20 protein-coding genes and 1 other annotated feature are annotated in these 20,939 nt (G+C 54.7%); of the genes, 5 read left to right on the forward strand and 15 right to left on the reverse strand.

Going from position 1 to position 20,939, the window contains the following annotated elements; all coding sequences use genetic code 11:
- Positions 1 to 57: 57 nt before the first annotated feature.
- The 3 genes from nhaA to dnaK form a co-directional block, all read right to left on the reverse strand.
- Entirely contained in the window at positions 58 to 1,233 is a 1,176-nt protein-coding gene (gene nhaA, locus ACOT1A_RS08425; protein WP_032625424.1) for a Na+/H+ antiporter NhaA, read from the reverse strand.
- A gap of 173 nt (positions 1,234 to 1,406) precedes the next feature.
- Complete coding sequence (dnaJ, locus tag ACOT1A_RS08430) at positions 1,407 to 2,552, reverse strand: molecular chaperone DnaJ (RefSeq protein WP_008502040.1); 1,146 nt, start codon at positions 2,550 to 2,552, stop codon at positions 1,407 to 1,409.
- A gap of 87 nt (positions 2,553 to 2,639) precedes the next feature.
- Positions 2,640 to 4,553 (reverse strand): molecular chaperone DnaK, encoded by a 1,914-nt coding sequence (gene dnaK, locus ACOT1A_RS08435; RefSeq protein WP_006810169.1) that lies wholly within the window; start codon positions 4,551 to 4,553, stop codon positions 2,640 to 2,642.
- 296 nt (positions 4,554 to 4,849) lie between these two features.
- On the opposite strand from dnaK, the gene satP reads away from it, so the two are divergent.
- Positions 4,850 to 5,416 (forward strand): acetate uptake transporter, encoded by a 567-nt coding sequence (gene satP / locus ACOT1A_RS08440; protein ID WP_022647004.1) that lies wholly within the window; start codon positions 4,850 to 4,852, stop codon positions 5,414 to 5,416.
- Here satP and ACOT1A_RS08445 read toward each other — a convergent pair.
- The 3 genes from ACOT1A_RS08445 to tal form a co-directional block, all read right to left on the reverse strand.
- Positions 5,393 to 6,715, reverse strand: a complete 1,323-nt coding sequence (locus tag ACOT1A_RS08445) for an MFS transporter (protein ID WP_023305417.1) — start codon at positions 6,713 to 6,715, stop codon at positions 5,393 to 5,395. The two genes, satP and ACOT1A_RS08445, sit on opposite strands and share 24 nt — an antisense overlap.
- Positions 6,716 to 6,837: 122 nt before the next feature.
- On the reverse strand, positions 6,838 to 7,425 hold the full coding sequence (mog, locus tag ACOT1A_RS08450; RefSeq protein WP_022647002.1) for a molybdopterin adenylyltransferase: 588 nt from the start codon (positions 7,423 to 7,425) through the stop codon (positions 6,838 to 6,840).
- Positions 7,426 to 7,535: 110 nt separating this feature from the next.
- Positions 7,536 to 8,489: a transaldolase gene (gene tal, locus ACOT1A_RS08455; RefSeq protein WP_003856481.1), complete on the reverse strand. Its 954-nt coding sequence runs from the start codon at positions 8,487 to 8,489 to the stop codon at positions 7,536 to 7,538.
- Between the two features lie 262 nt (positions 8,490 to 8,751).
- On the opposite strand from tal, the gene ACOT1A_RS08460 reads away from it, so the two are divergent.
- Together ACOT1A_RS08460 and yaaA are read left to right on the forward strand one after the other, a co-directional pair.
- Entirely contained in the window at positions 8,752 to 10,185 is a 1,434-nt protein-coding gene (locus tag ACOT1A_RS08460; RefSeq protein WP_023299289.1) for an alanine/glycine:cation symporter family protein, read from the forward strand.
- 66 nt (positions 10,186 to 10,251) lie between these two features.
- Positions 10,252 to 11,025, forward strand: a complete 774-nt coding sequence (gene yaaA, locus ACOT1A_RS08465) for a peroxide stress protein YaaA (RefSeq protein WP_022647000.1) — start codon at positions 10,252 to 10,254, stop codon at positions 11,023 to 11,025.
- A gap of 31 nt (positions 11,026 to 11,056) precedes the next feature.
- Here yaaA and ACOT1A_RS08470 read toward each other — a convergent pair whose 3' ends face one another.
- From ACOT1A_RS08470 to yjjY, 7 genes are all read right to left on the reverse strand, one after another.
- Positions 11,057 to 11,344, reverse strand: coding sequence for a DUF2502 domain-containing protein (locus ACOT1A_RS08470; protein ID WP_022646999.1), 288 nt, complete (start codon positions 11,342 to 11,344; stop codon positions 11,057 to 11,059).
- 248 nt (positions 11,345 to 11,592) lie between these two features.
- Positions 11,593 to 12,879, reverse strand: coding sequence for a threonine synthase (gene thrC / locus ACOT1A_RS08475; RefSeq protein ID WP_003856490.1), 1,287 nt, complete (start codon positions 12,877 to 12,879; stop codon positions 11,593 to 11,595).
- Positions 12,880 to 12,882: 3 nt separating this feature from the next.
- Positions 12,883 to 13,812 (reverse strand): homoserine kinase, encoded by a 930-nt coding sequence (gene thrB, locus ACOT1A_RS08480; RefSeq protein ID WP_023299286.1) that lies wholly within the window; start codon positions 13,810 to 13,812, stop codon positions 12,883 to 12,885.
- 1 nt (position 13,813) lies between these two features.
- Positions 13,814 to 16,276 (reverse strand): bifunctional aspartate kinase/homoserine dehydrogenase I, encoded by a 2,463-nt coding sequence (thrA, locus tag ACOT1A_RS08485; protein ID WP_023305415.1) that lies wholly within the window; start codon positions 16,274 to 16,276, stop codon positions 13,814 to 13,816.
- 24 nt (positions 16,277 to 16,300) lie between these two features.
- Positions 16,301 to 16,418: a sequence feature (Thr leader region), on the reverse strand.
- Positions 16,357 to 16,425 carry a thr operon leader peptide gene (thrL, locus tag ACOT1A_RS08490; RefSeq protein WP_015572623.1) on the reverse strand — a complete coding sequence of 23 codons (69 nt, stop codon included), beginning with the start codon at positions 16,423 to 16,425 and terminating at the stop codon, positions 16,357 to 16,359. It overlaps the preceding feature by 62 nt.
- Before the next feature lie 211 nt (positions 16,426 to 16,636).
- The gene (locus tag ACOT1A_RS08495) at positions 16,637 to 17,323 is read right to left on the reverse strand and encodes a tRNA/rRNA methyltransferase (protein ID WP_276170069.1); all 687 of its coding nucleotides are present in this window, start codon (positions 17,321 to 17,323) and stop codon (positions 16,637 to 16,639) included.
- Positions 17,324 to 17,722: 399 nt separating this feature from the next.
- Positions 17,723 to 17,863: a protein YjjY gene (yjjY, locus tag ACOT1A_RS08500; RefSeq protein ID WP_001541509.1), complete on the reverse strand. Its 141-nt coding sequence runs from the start codon at positions 17,861 to 17,863 to the stop codon at positions 17,723 to 17,725.
- Positions 17,864 to 17,958: 95 nt separating this feature from the next.
- Here yjjY and arcA point away from each other — a divergent pair, with 95 nt between their 5' ends.
- Positions 17,959 to 18,675, forward strand: a complete 717-nt coding sequence (gene arcA / locus ACOT1A_RS08505; protein ID WP_003856501.1) for a two-component system response regulator ArcA — start codon at positions 17,959 to 17,961, stop codon at positions 18,673 to 18,675.
- A 48-nt stretch (positions 18,676 to 18,723) separates the two neighbouring features.
- On the opposite strand, the gene creA is transcribed toward arcA, so the two are convergent.
- Positions 18,724 to 19,194 (reverse strand): protein CreA, encoded by a 471-nt coding sequence (gene creA, locus ACOT1A_RS08510; protein WP_003856503.1) that lies wholly within the window; start codon positions 19,192 to 19,194, stop codon positions 18,724 to 18,726.
- Between the two features lie 214 nt (positions 19,195 to 19,408).
- On the opposite strand from creA, the gene robA reads away from it, so the two are divergent.
- Positions 19,409 to 20,278 (forward strand): MDR efflux pump AcrAB transcriptional activator RobA, encoded by an 870-nt coding sequence (gene robA / locus ACOT1A_RS08515; protein ID WP_022646995.1) that lies wholly within the window; start codon positions 19,409 to 19,411, stop codon positions 20,276 to 20,278.
- Here the strand turns inward: robA and gpmB are convergent.
- Positions 20,275 to 20,922, reverse strand: coding sequence for a 2,3-diphosphoglycerate-dependent phosphoglycerate mutase GpmB (gene gpmB, locus ACOT1A_RS08520; RefSeq protein WP_006810187.1), 648 nt, complete (start codon positions 20,920 to 20,922; stop codon positions 20,275 to 20,277). The genes robA and gpmB overlap by 4 nt on opposite strands.
- Positions 20,923 to 20,939: the final 17 nt, after the last annotated feature.

Here is a 20,939-nt window from a genome sequence, read left to right on the forward strand (position 1 = left end):
ACGTTTTCACTCCCTGATAGTTTATCGGGAGAAGGCTTCCCTTCTCCCGGTTTCCTGTTATGCCTGGACAGCCTGTCCGGACAACTTCACCTTCAACAAGGTATAACCAATAACCGCGGCCAGTAACGACCCGATAAGAATGCCGAGTTTCGCCCAGACGATAAGCTCAGGCGCGCTGGTGCCAAACGCCAGCGTCGAGATAAAGATCGACATGGTGAATCCAATACCGCACAGCACGCCGATGGCCATAATCTGACTAAAGGTGGTTCCGTTTGGCAATGACGCCAGCTTCAGCTTCAGCGCCAGCCAGCAGAACAGGCTGATACCCAGCGGCTTACCGATAAACAAACCAGCGATGATACCCAGCGGCAGCACAGAGGTGAGTCCGTCCAGGGTAACACCGGCCAGGGAAACACCCGCGTTGGCAAATGCAAACAGCGGCAGGATCATAAAGCCCACCCACGGATGAAGCACATGCTCCAGCTGTCTGGCAGGCGATTTGCCGTCCTGCTCCTTCAGCGGAATAAAGAAGCCAACGATGACGCCCGCCAGCGTGGCATGCACGCCAGACTTCAGCACCGCCGTCCACAGCACCATCCCCACCAGAATATAAATACCCGTGCGTCGGACGTTGAAGACGTTCAGCAACGCCAGCACCGCAATAGCCACGGCCGCCACGCTCAGCGACAGAACCGACAGATCGCTGGTGTAGAACAGCGCGATAATCACGATAGCGCCCAGGTCATCGATAATCGCCAGCGCCATCAGGAAAATTTTCAGTGCTACCGGGACGCGGCTACCGAGCAAGGCTAAGACCCCGAGCGCAAACGCGATATCCGTTGCGGCCGGGATCGCCCAGCCGTCACGCGCAACCGGATCCTGCCACGCAAACGCGAGAAAGAGCAACGCGGGAACGATCATCCCGCCAATCGCCGCGATCACCGGAAACGCCGCGCGCTGACGGCTGGCAAGAGAACCGATCACCAGCTCACGTTTGACCTCCAGGCCTACCAGCAGGAAGAACACCGCCATCAGCGCATCGTTGATCCACAGCAGCATGTTCTTGTTAATTTCCAGCGCCCCGACCTTCAGCTCGACGGGGGTTTCCAGAAATGCGTGATAGAGATCGCGCGTCATGCCCATATTGGCGAGCAGCATGGCGGCTGCAGCAGCAATAATCAGGATGACGCCGCCGGATGCCTCACTGCTAAAGAAACGGTGTAGTAATTTCACGTTTAAACTCTCTTTTACAACAATACCTCGGTAAAACCATAATATCAGCGCAAACAGATCGGTAAAAACAGATTAATATTGGTTATAGATTCAGTTTAACCGAGGAATAACGCTATAAAGCAAAAAGCCCGGAATCGCTTCCGGGCTTTAAAGGATAGTAACCAGCTGGCAGGTTAGCGGGTTAAATCGTCGAAGAATTTTTTGACGCCATCGAAGAAGCTTTTGGAGCGCGGGCTGTTTTTCTCACCCGTCGGGCCACCAAAACTCTCCTGAAGCTCCTTCAGCAGCTGTTTCTGCTTGTCGTTCAGGCCGACCGGCGTTTCAACGACCACGCGGCATAACAGGTCACCCTGCGCGCCACCGCGAACGGATTTAACGCCTTTGCCGCGCATGCGGAACAGCTTCCCGGTCTGGGTTTCGCCAGGGATTTTCAGGTTAACGCGGCCGTCCAGCGTCGGCACTTCGATTTCGCCGCCCAGCGCCGCCATCGCAAAGTTGATCGGCACTTCACAGTACAGGTTGTTACCTTCACGCTCGAAGATGGCGTGCTGTTTAACCTGAACCTGAACGTACAGATCCCCTGCCGGTGCGCCGTGCTCGCCAGCTTCCCCCTCACCTGCCAGACGGATGCGGTCGCCCGTATCTACGCCTGCCGGGATCTTAACGGACAGCGTTTTGGTTTTCTCCACGCGACCGTGACCGTGGCATTTGGTGCACGGATCTTTAATCAGCGTACCGCGACCATGACAATGCGGACAGGCCTGCTGCACCGCGAAGAAGCCCTGGCGCATCTGCACCTGACCGGAACCGTGACAGGTTGGACAGGTCTGTGGCTGAGTCCCCGCTTTCGCGCCGCTGCCGTGGCAAACGTCACACTCTTCCAGCGTCGGGATACGGATCTCTTTGGTTACGCCACGAACCGCTTCTTCCAGCGTCAGGTCCATGTTATAGCGCAGATCTGCGCCGCGCGCCGCGCGCTGACGACCACGACCGCCGCCGAAGATATCGCCAAATACATCGCCAAAGATGTCGCTGAAATCAGCGCCGCCGCCGAAGCCGCCACCACCAAATCCACCGCCGCCCATGCCGCCCTGTTCAAAGGCCGCGTGACCATACTGGTCATAAGCCGCACGTTTTTGTGCATCGGTCAGGACTTCGTAGGCTTCTTTAATCTCTTTAAATTTGGCTTCAGCCTCTTTGTCACCCTGATTACGGTCAGGGTGGAATTTCATGGCCAGGCGCTTATATGCCTTTTTGATTTCACGCTCTTCCGCAGTTTTCGGAACGCCTAAAATCTCGTAATAGTCTTGCTTTGCCATTGGTTTTTTTAAGCCCCTTAACATGCGAGCACGGGCGTGGAGAATACTCCTACGCCCGTGCCGATTAATTACCCTGCATCAGGGCGATTATTTTTTATCTTTCACTTCTTCGAACTCAGCGTCGACAACATCGTCGTCTTTCGCGTTGTTCTGGGAAGCATCAGCGCCCGCCTGCTGCTGTGCGTGCTGCTGCTGAGCGATTTCCATGAGCTTCTGAGAAACCTGTGCCAGCTCCTGCATCTTCGCTTCAATGTCCGCTTTGTCTTCGCCTTTCAGAGACGTTTCCAGCGCGCTCAGTGCAGTTTCGATCGCAGTTTTGTCTTCCGCTGGCAGTTTATCGCCCGCTTCTTCAACCTGCTTACGGGTGCTGTGCAGCAGATGGTCACCCTGGTTACGGGTCTGAACCAGCTCTTCGAACTTACGGTCGGATTCCGCGTTAGCTTCGGCATCACGAACCATTTTTTCGATTTCCGCTTCGTTCAGGCCAGAAGATGCCTTGATGGTGATCTTCTGCTCTTTACCGCTGTTTTTGTCTTTCGCAGACACGTGCAGGATACCGTCAGCATCGATGTCGAAGGTGACTTCGATCTGTGGCATGCCGCGTGGTGCCGGGTTAATACCGTCCAGGTTGAACTGACCCAGAGATTTGTTATCCGCCGCACGCTTACGCTCACCCTGAATCACATGGATGGTTACCGCAGACTGGTTATCTTCAGCGGTAGAGAACACCTGGCTGTGTTTCGTCGGGATAGTAGTGTTTTTGTTGATGAGCGGAGTCATCACGCCACCCATGGTTTCGATACCCAGTGACAGCGGAGTAACGTCCAGCAGCAGTACGTCTTTCACTTCACCCGTCAGAACACCACCCTGAACCGCAGCACCGATAGCAACCGCTTCGTCCGGGTTCACGTCTTTACGTGGCTCTTTACCAAAGAATTCAGCAACTTTCTTCTGAACCATTGGCATACGAGTCTGACCACCTACCAGGATAACGTCCTGAATATCAGACACGGACAGGCCAGCGTCCTGCAATGCAACTTTCAGTGGCTCGATAGAACGGTTCACCAGGTCTTCTACCAGGCTTTCCAGTTTCGCACGGGTCACTTTGATGTTCATGTGTTTTGGACCGGTCGCGTCTGCGGTGATGTACGGCAGGTTCACGTCGGTCTGCTGAGCGGAAGACAGTTCGATCTTCGCTTTCTCAGCGGCTTCTTTCAGGCGCTGCATGGCCAGCGGGTCGTTACGCAGGTCAATGCCCTGATCTTTCTTAAACTCGTCAACGAGGTAGTTGATCAGACGGGTATCGAAGTCTTCACCACCCAGGTGGGTATCACCATTGGTTGCCAGAACTTCGAAGGTTTTTTCGCCGTCAACGTCGTCGATTTCGATAATAGAGATATCGAAGGTACCACCACCCAGGTCGTAAACCGCGATAGTACGGTTGCCAACTTCTTTATCCAGACCGTAAGCCAGCGCAGCTGCGGTTGGTTCGTTGATGATACGTTTTACTTCCAGACCTGCGATACGGCCAGCATCTTTGGTTGCCTGACGCTGAGCATCGTTGAAGTAAGCAGGTACGGTGATAACAGCTTCAGTTACCGGTTCACCCAGGTAATCTTCCGCGGTTTTCTTCATTTTCTTCAGCACTTCAGCAGAGATCTGCGGAGGTGCAGTTTTGGTGCCTTTCACATCAAGCCATGCATCGCCGTTATCGGCTGCGATGATTTTGTAAGGCATGATGGAAACGTCACGCTGAACTTCTTCGTCCTGGAAGCGGCGGCCAATCAGGCGTTTGATCGCAAACAGGGTGTTTTGCGGGTTTGTCACTGCCTGACGTTTAGCCGGCTGACCAACCAGAGTTTCACCATCCTGGGTATAAGCAATGATAGAAGGCGTGGTGCGATCGCCCTCGGCGTTCTCCAGCACACGTGCAGTAGTGCCATCCATAATCGCTACACAAGAGTTGGTAGTACCCAGGTCGATACCAATAATTTTACCCATCTAAACGTCTCCACTAAAAATTCAGTCAACATGTGGTTGTGTACCTGTAATAAGGGCAGAACGTGCTTTTTCAACTGCCCAGATTTGATTTTTTTCAGGTCCACACACTGCGGTTGCTTACAAGATGGGGTCACAACGGCATCCATCAAGGGGGAAAGATAAAAAATTTTTTAATTTCACCCCGATGAGATCATAGACGGCGCCGATGCCGCCCATTATGATGCCGCGCCCCGTCAGGGAGAACTGGCGCGGGTTTAACCATTTCACCATATTAATGATGATTTTTTTGAGGACTTATGGGCAACACTAAGTTGGCTAATCCGGCTCCGCTGGGCCTGATGGGTTTTGGCATGACCACCATTCTGCTGAACCTGCACAACATCGGGATGTTCCCGATGGACGGCGTAATCCTGGCGATGGGCATTTTTTACGGCGGTATCGCGCAAATTTTCGCGGGCCTGCTGGAATATAAGAAAGGCAATACCTTCGGCTTAACCGCCTTTACCTCTTACGGTTCGTTCTGGCTGACGCTGGTCGCCATTCTGCTGATGCCTAAAATGGGCCTGGCAGATGCTTCAAACGCCCATTTCCTGGGCGTGTACCTGGGACTGTGGGGCGTGTTCACCCTGTTCATGTTCTTCGGCACCCTGAAGGCGAACCGCGCGCTGCAATTCGTCTTCCTGAGCCTGACTGTGCTGTTCGCTCTGCTTGCCGCGGGTCACCTGGCGGATAACGAAGGCATCGTTCACGTTGCCGGCTGGGTCGGTCTGGTGTGCGGCGCAAGCGCTATCTACCTGGCAATGGGTGAAGTGCTGAACGAGCAGTTCGGCCGCACCGTATTACCGATTGGTGAAAAACACTGATCCCTCTGTCGTGCCCGCGTCGCGGGCACGACATCCCTCTGACTGGCGAAGCCACATCCCCAATACCAGCCCCATCAGCGATAACGCCAGCACGTACCATGCAGGTGCAAGGGGTGACAGCCCCATCAACACCGTGACCACAATCGGGGTCAGCCCACCGAAAATGGCATACGAGACGTTATAAGAGAAAGAGATGCCGGTGAAGCGTACCTCCGGCGGGAAGGCGCGGACCATTACGTACGGTACGGCGCCAACGACGCCCACGCACAGCCCGACGATGCCGTACAGCAGGAACAACTGTTCAGGATGGCTGCCCGCAAGATGGTAGAATGCCCAGCTCGACGCGGCCAGCAGCAGGCTGCCGACAATAAAGGTCACGCTGGCACCGAAACGATCCGCCGCCAGTCCCGCGGCCAGACAGCCAAAGCAGAGCATAATTGTCGCGATACTGTTCGCCTGTAACGTCACAGCAGGCGCAAAACCGTACTGTTTTTGCAGCCAGACCGGCGACATCAAAATGACCACCACGATACCCGCAGACAGCAGCCAGGTCAGAAGCATCGACACGACTACCGCTTTTTTATGCCGCACTACTACGGTTTTTACCGGCAATTCTTGCGCCAGCGCCTTCCGCTGCTGCATTTCCAGAAATACTGGCGTCTCCTGCAACCAGCGTCGCAGGTACATTGCCACTAGCCCAAACGCCCCGCCCAGCAGGAACGGGATACGCCAGCCCCAGTCGTGAACGGCCTGTTGCGTCATGCTGGTATTGATGATGGTTGCAACCACGGAGCCAAGCAGGATCCCAATCGTCAGTCCTGCGGTCAGCGTTCCGCACGCAATGCCGATGCGGCGCACCGGGACGTGCTCGGCGACAAACACCCACGCGCCCGGCACTTCCCCGCCGATGGCCGCGCCCTGGAGAATACGCATCAGCAGCAGCAATAACGGGGCGATAATGCCCATCGACTCATAGGTAGGCAAAAGGCCAATCGCCAGCGTCGGCACGGCCATCAGCAGGATGCTGAGGGTAAACATCTTCTTGCGCCCAACCAGATCGCCAAAGTGCGCCATAACAATGCCGCCCAGCGGACGCGCCAGATACCCGGCAGCGAAAATGCCGAAGGTTTGCACCTGACGCAGCCATTCAGGAATATCCGCCGGGAAAAACAGCGCCCCCACGACGGCGGCGAAGAAAACAAAGATGATGAAGTCGTAAAACTCCAGCGCGCCGCCCAGAGCAGCGAGCGTGAGGGTTTTGTAGTCCTGTCGATTCAGAGGTCGGGTGTTATGTGACATAGCGAACCATTGTGCATGTGTTGTGGATTATTTTTTACAGCAATCGTAAAGAAAAAATTACTATATCGTAAATCCATTTACACGCTACTGCGGCTGGCGCTAATGTCACATTTAAAGCATTTTCAGGAGATTGTTTCGCGGCGAGCGCTTTTAGGGCGAAATGCTGCTACCACATTGCCGTCAGTTTCCACGTACGGACCGTCAAGCAGTTGTATACAATACGGTACACTTGCAAAGATACCGTGGACGATAACGCTGCCGTCTTCGGCTTTTACTCCTTCCAGCGTTTCTTTTATCGACTTCGGCTGCCCCGGCAGGTTCAGGATCAGCGCCTGTTTGCGGATCACCCCGACCTGACGGGAAAGAATGGCCGTCGGGACAAAGTGTAGACTGATCTGGCGCATCTGTTCACCGAAGCCCGGCATTTCACGATCGGCGATAGCCAGCGTCGCGTCCGGCGTTACATCGCGGCGCGCGGGGCCGGTTCCGCCCGTCGTCAGCACAAGGTGGCAGCTCATCTCATCCACCAGTTCACACAGGGTTTGCTCGATGATCGGCTGCTCGTCCGGGATCAGGCGAGTCTGGATCTCAAACGGGGTAGTGAGCGCGCTGCCCAGCCACGCTTCCAGAGCAGGGATGCCTTTATCCTGATAAACACCGCTGGAGGCGCGGTCAGAAATCGACACTAAGCCGATGCGTAAGGTAGTCATATCCATTCCATTCAAAAAGTACTGATTAAAGGGAATGATACACGCAGAGAGAAAATTCAGACAGAGGCGGGGGAAAGAGGCGTGACCGGGAACCCGGTCACGCAGAATGATTACAGCAGGTCGCCGATCATTTTTTCCAGTTTTTCCTGGTCGATAGCAAACTTACGGATACCGTCCGCCAGTTTATCTACGGCCATTGGATCCTGGTTGTGCTGCCACAGGAACTCGGACTCGGTGATGCGCTCTGGGCGCGCTTTCACTTCACCGGTGTAGGACAGTTTACGCTCGATAGCTCCTTCGCTTTCTGCCAGCTCTTTCAGCAGCGCAGGGGCGATGGTCAGGCGGTCACAGCCAGCCAGCTCAATGATTTCACCGACGTTACGGAAGCTTGCGCCCATAACAACGGTCTCATAGCCGTGCTGTTTGTAATATTCGTAGATTTCCGTCACGGAAATCACGCCTGGATCTTCAGACGCCGCATACTCTTTCTTGTCGGTGTTGGCTTTGTACCAGTCCAGAATACGGCCCACAAACGGAGAAATCAGGTATACGCCAGCTTCGGCACATGCACGCGCCTGTGCGAAGGAGAACAGCAGAGTCAGGTTACAGTTGATCCCTTCTTTTTCCAGCTGTTCAGCGGCGCGAATGCCCTGCCAGGTAGAGGCCAGTTTGATCAGGATACGGTCGTTGCTGATGCCCGCATCGTTGTACAGTTTGATCAGGCGTTTTGCTTTGGCAATAGACGCTTCGGTGTCGTAGGACAGGCGAGCATCAACTTCAGTAGAGATACGGCCAGGAACGAGCTTCAGGATTTCCAGACCGATGTTTACTGCCAGTTTGTCAGTCGCATCCACAACCTGCTGCGCGCGGTCATTGCTCTGTGCTTTTGCCCAGGTCACCGCCTCGTCGATCAGTTTGCGATACTCAGGGATCTGCGCGGCGTTAAGGATCAGAGAAGGGTTGGTTGTAGCATCCTGCGGCTGGTACAGCTTCATTGCCGCAATATCTCCGGTGTCAGCGACGACAGTGGTGAACTGACGAAGGGAGGTCAATTTATCCGTCATGATAGTGTTTCTCTTTTAACGTTCCCTGGATAATTCACACTACCGACAGCCTGCCAGCAGCGGAAAAATGACAGGTTTACTTGTTAGGGGGATGTAACCGGTCTGCCCTGATGATAACACGAGTGAGAGGCAGCGCAACCGCAGACAGTGCGCTTAGGCAGAGTATGATAAACTCAGAATATTAACAGGCTGCTAAGTAACAGCATGCACAATCAGTGGTAGCGCTTACATATTCACGTTGGCATCAACAAGAGGGACGTTAGTGCCTGATTTCTTTTTCTTTATTAACGAAGTCCTCTGGGGTTCTATCATGATATACCTGCTTTCAGGAGCAGGTATCTGGTTTACGTGGCGCAGCGGACTGATTCAGTTTCGCTATATTCGCAAATTTGGCAGAAGTCTGAAAAACAGCGTCACGCCACAGCCGGGCGGCCTGACCTCATTTCAGGCGCTCTGTACCAGCCTGGCCGCGCGCGTCGGCAGCGGTAACCTGGCCGGTGTCGCGCTGGCAATCGGCGCGGGCGGTCCGGGCGCGGTATTCTGGATGTGGGTGACGGCGATTATCGGTATGGCCACCTCCTTTGCTGAATGCTCGCTTGCGCAGCTCTACAAAGAAAAAGACGGCAACGGTCAATTTCGCGGCGGCCCCGCCTGGTATATGGCTCGCGGACTGGGAATGCGCTGGATGGGCGTCCTGTTCTCAATCTTTTTACTGATGGCCTATGGTCTTATTTTCAATACCGTTCAGGCTAATTCCGTCGCCCACGCGCTGCGCTTTGCCTTCAATTGTCCGGAGTGGCTGACGGGCAGCGCGCTTGCCCTTCTCACCCTGCTGACCATTGTGACCGGGCTGAGAGGGGTAGCCCGCCTGATGCAGTGGCTGGTTCCGCTGATGGCGCTGCTGTGGGTGTCAACCAGCCTGTTGGTATGCGCGATACATATCGACGAAGTGCCGAACGTCATCGTCACCATTTTCCAAAGCGCGTTCGGCTGGCGCGAAGCGGCTTCCGGCGCGCTGGGTTACACCCTTAGCCAGGCGCTCACTGCGGGTTTTCAGCGAGGCATGTTCTCCAACGAGGCGGGAATGGGCTCCACGCCGAATGCCGCCGCAGCGGCCGCATCCTGGCCCCCGCATCCCGCCGCGCAGGGCATTGTACAGATGATTGGCGTCTTCACAGACACCATTGTTATCTGCTCCGCCAGTGCGATGATAATGTTGCTGTCCGGCGCCGTTGAACATCCATCCGGCAGTACAGCAGGCATTCACTGGGTACAACAGGCGCTGGTCTCCCTCGTCGGCGGTTGGGGCGCAGGCCTTGTCGCCCTTGTCGTGGGGCTTTTTGCCTTCAGTTCTATTGTGGTGAACTATATCTATGCCGAGAACAACCTTATTTTCCTGAAAGTTGACTCGCGTCTGGCCCGCAACATCCTTCGCGCGGGTGTGCTGGCCATGGTATTTGTCGGTTGCCTGCTCAGCATGCCGATGATCTGGCAACTGGCGGATGTCATTATGGCGCTGATGGCCATCACCAATTTGACGGCAATTTTGCTTCTTTCACCGGTTGTGGCGCTGATCGCGCGCGATTATCTGCGTCAGCGCAAGCTCGGCGTACAGCCCGTCTTTGACGCCTCACGCTATCCCGAAATCGAATCACAAATTGCTCCTGGCACCTGGGATGATTTGCCGCGGCAATAACAGCTATCGATCAATTCAGGGCGATTTTTTGTTAAAGTCGCTCTAAATTTCCTGCAAGGACTGGATATGCTGATTCTGATTTCACCTGCCAAAACGCTCGACTACCAGAGCCCGCTCGCCACTGAGCGTTATACCCAGCCGGAATTGCTGGACTACTCGCAACAGCTGATCCACGAGGCGCGTAAGCTTTCGGCTCCGCAAATCGCTTCGCTGATGAGCATCAGTGATAAACTCGCCGACCTGAACGCCACCCGTTTTCATGAGTGGCAGCCTGACTTCACGCCCGCCAACGCCCGCCAGGCGCTATTGGCCTTTAAAGGTGATGTCTACACTGGCCTGCAAGCAGAAACGTTTAGCGAAGCCGATTTCGATTTTGCCCAGCAGCATCTGCGCATGTTATCCGGCCTGTACGGGGTGCTGCGCCCGCTGGATCTGATGCAGCCGTATCGTCTGGAGATGGGTATCCGCCTGGAAAATGCTAAAGGCAAAGATCTGTACCAGTTCTGGGGCGATGTCATTACCGATAAGCTTAACGCGGCGCTGCAAGCCCAGGGGGACAACGTGGTGATCAACCTGGCCTCCGATGAGTACTTCAAATCGGTGAAGCCGAAAAAGCTGGATGCGGACATTATCAAGCCGGTGTTCCTCGACGAGAAAAACGGCAAATTTAAAGTGATCAGCTTCTACGCCAAAAAAGCGCGCGGTCTGATGAGCCGTTTCATCATTCAAAACCGCCTGACGAAGCCAGAGCAGCTCACTGGCTTTAACAGTGAAGGGTATTTCTTCGACGAGGCATCGTCAGTAAAAAACGAGCTGGTGTTTAAGCGTCACGAGCAATAAAAGACAACCCCGCCAGCTGGCGGGGTTTGTGTTAATGGTGCTTCCGGTCCGGCCCCGGGCGATGATCGTCATGACGGTGATGATCGTGACGATCGCGATGTTCATCGTGCGGACGCCAGTGGTTATCGCGCCAGTCATAGTGCGCTTTCCACCAGTCATGGTCGCGCCAGCGGCCGCCATCCCAGTAGTGTCCGTTATTATCCCGATCGCCAATTTGCAGTTTTACCGCAGGGACGAGGGTGATCTCAGCTGCCTGCACCGCCATGGGAGCGACCAGCATCAGTGAAAGCGCGATAAGTGCAGGTTTCAGTGTAGACATAGGTGACTCCTTATTCTTCTTGCCCAACGTGGGCCGATGTAAGGAGAATACGTGATGGGAACGGTGGATGTTATTCTCTGCAATCCTAAACCCTAAGTGACCGCATTTATTGGGAATTTCTGCTTTTTTCCTGCTGTTTTTCTCCTTATTTTCTCCATAAAAAAGCCGGGTGGCGGCTTCGCCTTACCCGGCCTACTTTCTGAAATGTTCCAGGCCCGGTAAGGCGTAGCCGCCACCGGGCAATAAACTCACGCTCGGGTCATCATCAGCTTACGCAGTGCGGCAAAGTCTGCGGGCAGCTCATGGGACAGCAACGGCAGGTCGGCGCGCTCGGCCAGCTCTTTTGGCAGCGGCAGCGTTTCACCCAGGATCGCTTCCACGCTCTCTTTGAACTTGGCCGGATGGGCGGTACCGAGGAACAGGCCATACTCACCCGGTTGAAGCTGATCGCGCAAGGCACGATAGGCAATCGCCGCGTGCGGCTCAGAGGTATAGCCCACCGCTTTCAGCTCGCGCATGGTGGCTTTCGTGGTTTCGTCCGTCACCGCTGCGTAGCCCAGGTCGCCCAGACGCCAGACCTTACGGCGGAACAGCTCTTCCACACGCGGCCAGTTGTTAGGCTGTGACACATCCATCGCATTGGAGAGCGTGGCCTGCGTCGCGTTCGGCGCCCATTTTCCGTCCTTCAGGAAACGCGGCACGGTGTCGTTGGCGTTGGTAGCGGCGATAAAGCGCTTCACCGGCAGGCCGAGTGATTTCGCCAGCAGGCCCGCCGTCAGATCGCCGAAGTTCCCGCTTGGCACAGAAACTACCAGCTGATTGCGCGCGTCCTGCGGCAGCTGGGCCACCGCTTCGAAGTAGTAGCAGATCTGCGCCAGCAGACGGCTGATGTTGATGGAGTTGGCAGAGTTCAGCCCCAGCGCCGCCTTCAGCTCTTCGTCATCAAAGGCCTGCTTCACCAGCGCCTGGCAGGCATCGAAATCGCCGTCGATCGCCACGGTTTCAATGTTGCCCCCAAGAGTGCAGAACAGTTTTTCCTGAAGCGGGCTGATTTTGCCTTTCGGATAGAGGATCACCACGCGGACGTTTTTCAGGCCGTAGAACGCATGAGCCACCGCCGCACCGGTATCACCTGAGGTCGCGGTCAGGATGGTCACCGGTTTGTCGCCGCTGATGTGGGTCAGCATCTGCGCCATAAAGCGACCGCCGAAATCTTTGAACGCCAGCGTCGGGCCGTGGAACAGCTCCAGACAGCCAACGTCAGGCTCCACCTGCTTCACCGGGGCCGGGAAAGCAAACGCCGCGCGCACGCGCTCTTCGAGCAGCTCCTGCGGGATTTCGTCGCCAATAAACGCAGACAGAATTTTGGTGCTGCGGGTGACAAAGTCCTGCTTAAGCAGTTCATCGATTTCAGTCAGTTGAAATTCCGGCAGGTCGTGGGGGAAGAACAGCCCCTGATTTTTGCCCAAACCCTGCGTTACCGCCTGCGCAAAGCTGACCTGCTCGTTATGATCTTTAAGGTTGTAGAGTTTCATTCGTTATCCCAGTACTCGTGCGCCAGCCGTGTCCAGACGGCAAATATGAACAAAGCCTTCCTGATTTTGCAGGTAGTGTTTAGAGAGCCAGTCCGCCACGCGCTGCGCGGTGTCTGGCTTGTCGCATAAGGCGAACAGCGTTGGGCCGGAGCCGGAGATGCCGCACGCCTGTGCGCCGATATCCATGGATGCCTGTCGCGCTTCGTTAAAGCCCGGCAGCAGCTTCGTGCGATACGGCTCGGCAATAACGTCTTTCATCAGTTTCGCCGCCAGCTGCGGCTGTCGGGTATAGCAGGCATGAATAAAGCCCGCCAGATGACGCCCGTGGGCGATACAGTCCTGACGACGATACTGCGCCGGCAGGATCGCACGCGCTTCGGCGGTAGAAACCTTAATGCCCGGATAGGCAAGCACCCACAGCCACTCATCAAACCCTGGCACCTGCTGGCTGATGATGCCATTTTCTTCAATCATCAGCTGCATGCCGCCAAGGAAGCACGGCGCCACGTTATCATAATGAATGCTGCCGGAGATGCGCCCTTCCAGCTCGCCCATCAGCGCCAGCAGGCGGCTGTTGTTCAGCGGCTTGCCGCAGTGCTCATTCATCGCCACCAGCGCGGCGACCACCGAGCAGGCGCTGGAGCCGAGTCCCGAACCAATCGGCATGCTCTTTTCCAGCGTCATGGCGACCGGCACGTTTTTACCGATCTCCTGACAGAAGCGTTCCCAGCACTGATAAACGATATTCTCACGCGGTTCAGGCGGCAGCTTGCTGGCAAAACGGCCGACGTTATTCAGGCTGAAGCGCTCTGCCGCCTCAACCGTTACCGTATCGCCCAGCAGCGAACCATCCACCGGCGTAACCGCCGCGCCCAGCACGTCAAATCCGACGCTCATATTGGCGCTGGAAGCCGGGGCATATACTTTAACCATCTTAAACTCCTAACTTCCATGACAGGGTACGCAGCAGATCGGCAAACACGCCCGCCGCCGTCACATCATTCCCTGCGCCATAGCCGCGAAGTACCAGCGGCAGTGGCTGATAATAATGGCTGTAGAACGCCAGGGCGTTCTCGCCGTTTTTCACCTTGTACAGCGGATCGTTGCCATCCACTTCGGCAATCTTCACGCGACAGACGCCGTCTTCTTCAATATTGCCAACATAGCGCAATACCTTACCTTCATCACGGGCTTTCGCAACGCGGGCGGCAAAGGCGTCGTCAAGCTGCGGCAACCTGGCCATAAAAGCGCTGACGTCGCCGCTGTCATCAAATTCTGCTGGCAGCACCGGCTCAATCACGATATCCGAAAGCTCCAGCTCGCGGCCGGTTTCGCGCACCAGGATCAGCAGCTTACGCGCCACATCCATACCGGAGAGGTCGTCGCGCGGATCCGGCTCGGTGTAGCCCAGCTCGCGCGCGGCGCGGGTGGCTTCCGACAGGCTCATCCCTTCGTCCAGCTTGCCGAAGATAAACGACAGGGAGCCGGAGAGGATGCCGGAGAAACGCTGTAGTTCGTCGCCCGCGTTCAGCAGGTTTTGCAGGTTCTCGATGACCGGCAGGCCTGCGCCCACGTTGGTGTCATACAGAAACTTGCGGCGCGACTTGCTCGCCGCCAGACGCAGCTGGTGATAGTAATCCATCGACGAGGTGTTGGCCTTTTTGTTCGGCGTCACCACATGGAAACCTTCGCGCAGGAAATCCGCGTACTGATCGGCCACAGCCTGGCTGGAGGTACAGTCGACGATCACCGGGTTAAGCAGGTGATACTCTTTCACCAGACGGATCAGACGACCCAGGTTGAACGGCTCTTTCGCCTCTTCCAGTTCCGCCTGCCAGTTTTCCAGGTTCAGACCGTGGACGTTAGTCAGCAACGCTTTCGAGTTCGCAATTCCGCAGACGCGCAAATCGATATGTTTCTTCTTAAGCCACTCCTGCTGGCGCTTTACCTGCTCCAGCAGCGCGCCGCCGACGCCGCCGACGCCCACCAGGAACAGCTCAATCACCTGGTCGGTGTTGAACAGCATCTGATGCACCACGCGCACGCCGGTAGTGGCGTCATCGTTATCCACGACAACGGAAATTGAACGCTCTGATGAGCCCTGGGCAATCGCCACGATATTGATATTGGCCCGCGCCAGGGCGGCAAAGAATTTGGCGGAGATTCCGCGCAGGGTGCGCATGCCGTCGCCTACCACGGAGATCACGGCCAGACGCTCCTGAATAGAGAGCGGCTCCAGCAGCTCTTCTTTCAGCTCCAGGTAGAACTCTTCTTCCAGCGCGCGACGGGCGCGCAGGCAATCGCCCTGCGGGACGCAGAAGCTGATGCTGTATTCGGAAGAAGACTGCGTGATCAGCACCACGGAGATCCCATTACGGGACATGGCCGCAAACACGCGTGCCGCCATGCCAACCATACCTTTCATACCCGGGCCAGAGACGCTGAACATCGCCATGTTATTAAGGTTCGAAATGCCTTTTACCGGCAGGTCATCTTCATCAGCGCTGGCGCCAATCAGCGTACCCGGCGCCTGCGGATTACCGGTATTTTTAATCAGGCAAGGGATCTGGAACTGGGCAATCGGGGAGATGGTACGTGGGTGAAGCACTTTGGCGCCGAAGTAGGAAAGCTCCATCGCTTCCTGGTACGACATCGACTTCAACAGCCTGGCGTCCGGCACCTGGCGCGGGTCGCAGGTATATACACCATCAACATCAGTCCAGATCTCACAACAGTCTGCACGTAAACAGGCCGCCAGCACGGCAGCGGAGTAGTCAGAGCCGTTACGCCCCAGCACCACCAGTTCGCCCTTCTCGTTACCGGCGGTAAAGCCTGCCATCAGGATCATGTGGTCAGACGGGATTTTGCTCGCCGCAATGCGGCGTGTCGACTCGGCAATGTCGACGGTGGATTCAAGGTAGTGCCCCACAGCCAGCAGTTTTTCAACCGGATCGATGACCGTCACGTGGTGACCGCGCGCTTCCAGCACGCCTGCCATGATGGCGATAGAGAGTTTTTCACCCCGGCAAATTAGCGCCGCGTTGATGCTGTCCGGGCATTGACCCAGCAGGCTGATACCGTGAAGGACGTGTTTAATCTGGGCAAATTCGAGTTCCACGGTGCTTTTCAGCTGCGCCAGCGGGAAGCCAGGCTGGGCGTCTGCCAGCCCCTGAAGCAGTTCAGCGAAGATACGTTCGGCGTCGCTGATGTTCGGAAGTGCATCCTGGCCACCGATGGTTTTTTCAATCATCGCCACCAGGTGGTTCGTGATTTTTGCCGGGGCAGAGAGCACGGTAGCAACCTGCCCCTGCCTGGCGTTACTTTCCAGGATATCGGCAACACGCAGAAAACGCTCTGCATTTGCCACTGATGTACCGCCGAACTTCAACACTCGCATGGTTCTACCTCATTTCCTTTAGCCGAAAAAAAAGCCCGCACTGTTCAGGTGCGGGCTTTTTTCTGTTTTTCCTGTACGCGTCAGCCCGCATCGTTACCTGTGGTAATGATGATGGTTGTAGTAATGGTGGTGATGCTGATGCGTTTCATGGATGTTGTGTACTCTGTCATTATTATCTGTCTGTGCTCTATTCTTTTAGGGTTAAAGGATCGGACACCTTAAGTCAATGAATTTTTAATTTGATCACAATTCGGGACATTCTCACGTCCCGCTGCGTGCAGAATTATTTTCATCGGAATACCCCAGATGCAACCCCAGACATTAGCAGGATCGGCCATAATAAAAACTTATGACACTATTTTACTCGGCTAATTTTTTTTCAATATCATGAATCAATCGGTGCAGCATTGCCGTGTCGCGCTGTTCAAGACGCCCCAGGCGCTGCTGTAACCAGTCCACCATTTTTTGATCGTCAGCGACGCCCAGTTGCTCGAGAAGCTTATCTGTACGAATACGCAGCGCCGCCAGCTGGTTTTCATCCGTTACTGACGCTGGCGGCTGAGAAATTTGTATTAAGGATGCTAATTGATAGCAGTACACCATCACCGCCTGCCCCAGATTGAGTGACGGATAATCCGCCACCATCGGCGCGCCCGTCAGGACGTCAGCCAGTTCCAGTTCTTCGTTAGTTAGCCCGGAATCTTCTCGCCCAAACACCAGCGCGGCTTTCTCCTGCCACTGGCTTTTCTCTTCCAGCATTGGCACCAGTTCAGCAGGCGTGGCGTAATAATGAAACTTCGCCCGGCTGCGCGCGGTCGTCGCGACGGTAAACGAAATATCGTGCAACGCCTCAGCGAGCGTAGCGTAAGTGGTTATATTATCGAGAATATCACCCGAACCGTGCGCCACCCATCGCGCAGCAGGCTCCAGATGCGCCGTGCTGTCTACGATACGCAAATCGGTAAAACCCATGGTCTTCATGGCACGCGCCGCAGCGCCAATATTTTCAGCTCTTGCTGGTGCCACCAGCACAATCGACAGATGCATTTATGCTCTCTTTTTAATCAGTTAGCAGGTAAAAATGTGATTCACTTCAACATATTACGCAGCACGAATTTACAATTTTGCAACACAAATCACCGAAATAGCGTTTCATAACAATTAAAAAAAGCTAAACTATTTTGTGGCTGAACAATCAGTTAGAATGTTAACAGAAGTCCATTATCCTTATGTTTTGTAATGATAATGACCTTATGAATACTCTTTTCCGATTGGATTCGTACCGTTTATCAATCAATGTCCGCAACTAGTTGGTTTATTGAAAAATTGTGACAAAGGCTAGCATTCAGCTACGATGATTTCATCAAACTGTTAACGTGCTACAATTGAACTTGATATATGTCAACGAAGCGTAGTTTTATTGGGTGTCCGGTGTCACTTAGCCTGTTATGTTGCTGTTAAAATGGTTAGGATGACAGCCGTTTTTGACACTGTCGGGTCCAAAGGGAAAGTACCCACGACCAAGCTAATGATGTTGTTGACGTTGATGGAAAGTGCATCAAGAACGCAATTACGTACTTTAGTCACGTTAAGCCGATCATGTTAATTTGCGACATGCATCAGGCAGGTCAGGGACTTTTGTACTTCCTGTTTCGATTTAGTTGGCAATTTAGGTAGCAAACATGCAGACCCCGCACATTCTTATCGTTGAAGACGAGTTGGTAACACGCAACACGTTAAAGAGCATTTTCGAAGCAGAAGGCTACGATGTCTTTGAAGCGACCGATGGCGCAGAGATGCATCAGATCCTTTCTGAAAATGATATCAACCTGGTGATTATGGATATCAATCTGCCGGGCAAAAACGGGCTTCTTCTGGCGCGCGAACTGCGTGAACAGGCGAACGTCGCGTTGATGTTCCTGACAGGCCGTGACAACGAGGTTGATAAAATTCTTGGTCTGGAAATCGGCGCGGATGACTACATCACCAAGCCGTTCAACCCTCGCGAGTTAACCATTCGTGCACGCAACCTGCTGTCCCGCACCATGAATCTGGGTACGGTCAGTGAAGAGCGTCGTAGCGTCGACAGCTACAAATTCAACGGCTGGGAACTTGATATCAATAGCCGTTCGCTGATTAGCCCGAACGGTGAGCAGTACAAACTGCCGCGCAGTGAATTCCGCGCGATGCTGCACTTCTGCGAAAACCCGGGCAAGATCCAGTCCCGTGCAGAACTGCTGAAGAAAATGACCGGTCGTGAGTTGAAGCCACACGATCGTACCGTTGACGTAACCATCCGTCGTATTCGTAAACATTTCGAATCTACACCTGATACGCCGGAAATCATCGCCACGATCCATGGTGAAGGCTATCGTTTCTGCGGTGATCTCCAGGAGTAATCCTCCCGTCACGCAGTAAAAAACGGCGCTTTTGCGCCGTTTTTTTTATCAATGCCACGGCATAATCGGCACCGCGCTAATCGCGTTTTTCGGTGAGCCTTCCACGACTTTGTCGGAATAAGCCAGATAAGCCAGTGTGTTGCGCTTCGCGTCATAAAAACGGACCACCTGTAGCTTTTTGAACACCAGCGAGGTCCGTTTCTGGAATACAACGTCGCCCTGCGCTTTGCCGTTTTTAATTTTGTCACTCAATTCCACCGGACCAACCTGCTGGCAGGAGATGGCCGCGTCAGACGTGTCTTCAGCCAGCCCCAGGCCGCCTTTAATCCCGCCGGTCTTCGCCCGGCTGACATAGCAGGTGACGTTTTTAACGTCCGGATCGTCAAAGGCCTCCACCACAATTTTGTGGTCCGGCCCAAACATTTTAAACACGGTGTCCACGGAGCCAATTTGCTCCGCCTGTGCCACGCGCCCTGCCATCAGCGCCAGTGCTGCAAAGACTAAAACCTTGTATTTCATATTGTTACCATTCATAAAAATTACGCTGAGCGATTATTCAACAGGTTAGATAAAAATGTAGCAAGATCACAGGATTAGAATATATCCGCACTTAAATCACCGCAAAAAGCATTTATGCGCAAAAAAAACACTGAATGCTAAAACGTCAAAAAATGCTATTATCCGCTAACCTGTAAACAGGCACCTGCGGCAGTTTTAAGGATGAGGATAGTATATGGATCAGGCTGGAATTATTCGCGACCTGCTCACCTGGCTGGAAGGTCATCTCGACCAGCCTTTGTCACTGGATAATGTGGCGGCAAAAGCAGGCTATTCCAAGTGGCATCTGCAAAGGATGTTCAAGGATGTCACCGGTCATGCTATCGGTGCCTATATTCGCGCACGTCGTTTATCAAAGTCTGCTGTCGCGTTGCGCCTGACCGCGCGACCAATCCTGGATATTGCCCTGCAATATCGCTTCGATTCACAGCAAACCTTCACTCGCGCCTTTAAAAAACAGTTCTCGTTAACGCCAGCGCTTTATCGCCGCTCGCCGGACTGGAGCTCCTTTGGTATGCGTCCGCCGCTGCGTCTGGGCGAGTTTGCGATGCCAAAATATGAAATCATCACCCTGCCGGAAACGCACCTGGTCGGCACCACGCAGAGCTACTCCTGTTCCCTGGAGCAGATCTCCGAGTTCCGCCATCAGATGCGCGTTCAGTTCTGGCGCGAATTTTTAAGCCACGCTCCGGCGATCCCGCCGATTCTGTATGGCCTGAACGAAACGTATCCAAGCCAGGAAAAAGACGACGAGCAGGAAGTGTTCTATACCACGGCGCTGACGCCTGACATGGCGAACGGTTACATTCATGGCTCGAAGCCTGTCGTGCTGGAAGGCGGCGAGTATGTGATGTTCTCATACGAAGGGTTAGGAACGGGCGTTCAGGAGTTCATCCTGACCGTTTACGGGACCTGCATGCCAATGCTGAATCTAAATCGCCGTAAAGGTCAGGACATTGAGCGCTACTATCCGGCGCAAGATGCAAAACCGGAAGAAGGCCCTATCAATCTGCGGATGGAATTCCTGATTCCGGTACGTCGTTAACGCTGCAACTCATCCAGTGCAGGGGCATCAAGATGCGAAATGTCCCCTGCCATCTCAACCACCCACCCCGATGCCAGCCAGGCACTTTCCTGATAGTCGATACGGGAAATGGAACAGTTGCGCAGACGCAAACGGCGCTCGGCGTAAGCTGGCAGCCCCAGAATGGTACTCACCAGGCAACCCAGCGCGATACCGTGGCTCACCAGCAGCGGTCGGCTACCTGCCGGGAGTTTCAGGCACTCGGCCAGCGCGGCATGCATGCGCACGCTCAGCTCCTGCATGGATTCCCCCTCAGGGATGCGACCATCTTCAGTGCCGTTCACCAGCGTGCGACGCCAGCCTTCTTCGGTTTCCGTCAGCGTATCGATAGGGCGTTTTTCCAGCACGCCCATATCCAGCTCGCGCAGGCGCGGTTCAAGGGTCACGTCGCAGCCACAGGCATCGGCGATGATGCGTGCCGTCTGCTGCGTGCGGCCTAAATCACTGGAGATGACGTGAGTGATACCCAGCGTTCTGGCGCGCTCCGCCACCTGCCACGCTTGCTGCACACCTTTGTCGGTGAGAGGACTGTCTGACTGGCCTTGAATACGTCGCTCGGCGTTCCACTGCGTTTCACCGTGGCGAACAAGGTATACCTGTAACATGCTTTTTTTCCGTTATA

The organism is Enterobacter cloacae complex sp. SYL003, from assembly GCF_049236925.1.
In the GTDB taxonomy this organism is placed as follows: Bacteria; Pseudomonadota; Gammaproteobacteria; order Enterobacterales; family Enterobacteriaceae; genus Enterobacter; species Enterobacter intestinihominis.

Bases quoted from the DNA above. Each gene is read 5' to 3' on its own strand.
- dnaJ (WP_008502040.1), bottom strand. From the start codon at position 2,552: ATGGCAAAGCAAGACTATTACGAGATTTTAGGCGTTCCGAAAACTGCG.
- dnaK (WP_006810169.1), bottom strand. From the start codon at position 4,553: ATGGGTAAAATTATTGGTATCGACCTGGGTACTACCAACTCTTGTGTA.
- satP (WP_022647004.1), top strand. From the start codon at position 4,850: ATGGGCAACACTAAGTTGGCTAATCCGGCTCCGCTGGGCCTGATGGGT.
- ACOT1A_RS08445 (WP_023305417.1), bottom strand. From the start codon at position 6,715: ATGTCACATAACACCCGACCTCTGAATCGACAGGACTACAAAACCCTC.
- mog (WP_022647002.1), bottom strand. From the start codon at position 7,425: ATGACTACCTTACGCATCGGCTTAGTGTCGATTTCTGACCGCGCCTCC.
- tal (WP_003856481.1), bottom strand. From the start codon at position 8,489: ATGACGGATAAATTGACCTCCCTTCGTCAGTTCACCACTGTCGTCGCT.
- yaaA (WP_022647000.1), top strand. From the start codon at position 10,252: ATGCTGATTCTGATTTCACCTGCCAAAACGCTCGACTACCAGAGCCCG.
- ACOT1A_RS08470 (WP_022646999.1), bottom strand. From the start codon at position 11,344: ATGTCTACACTGAAACCTGCACTTATCGCGCTTTCACTGATGCTGGTC.
- thrC (WP_003856490.1), bottom strand. From the start codon at position 12,879: ATGAAACTCTACAACCTTAAAGATCATAACGAGCAGGTCAGCTTTGCG.
- thrB (WP_023299286.1), bottom strand. From the start codon at position 13,812: ATGGTTAAAGTATATGCCCCGGCTTCCAGCGCCAATATGAGCGTCGGA.
- thrA (WP_023305415.1), bottom strand. From the start codon at position 16,276: ATGCGAGTGTTGAAGTTCGGCGGTACATCAGTGGCAAATGCAGAGCGT.
- ACOT1A_RS08495 (WP_276170069.1), bottom strand. From the start codon at position 17,323: ATGCATCTGTCGATTGTGCTGGTGGCACCAGCAAGAGCTGAAAATATT.
- arcA (WP_003856501.1), top strand. From the start codon at position 17,959: ATGCAGACCCCGCACATTCTTATCGTTGAAGACGAGTTGGTAACACGC.
- creA (WP_003856503.1), bottom strand. From the start codon at position 19,194: ATGAAATACAAGGTTTTAGTCTTTGCAGCACTGGCGCTGATGGCAGGG.
- robA (WP_022646995.1), top strand. From the start codon at position 19,409: ATGGATCAGGCTGGAATTATTCGCGACCTGCTCACCTGGCTGGAAGGT.
- gpmB (WP_006810187.1), bottom strand. From the start codon at position 20,922: ATGTTACAGGTATACCTTGTTCGCCACGGTGAAACGCAGTGGAACGCC.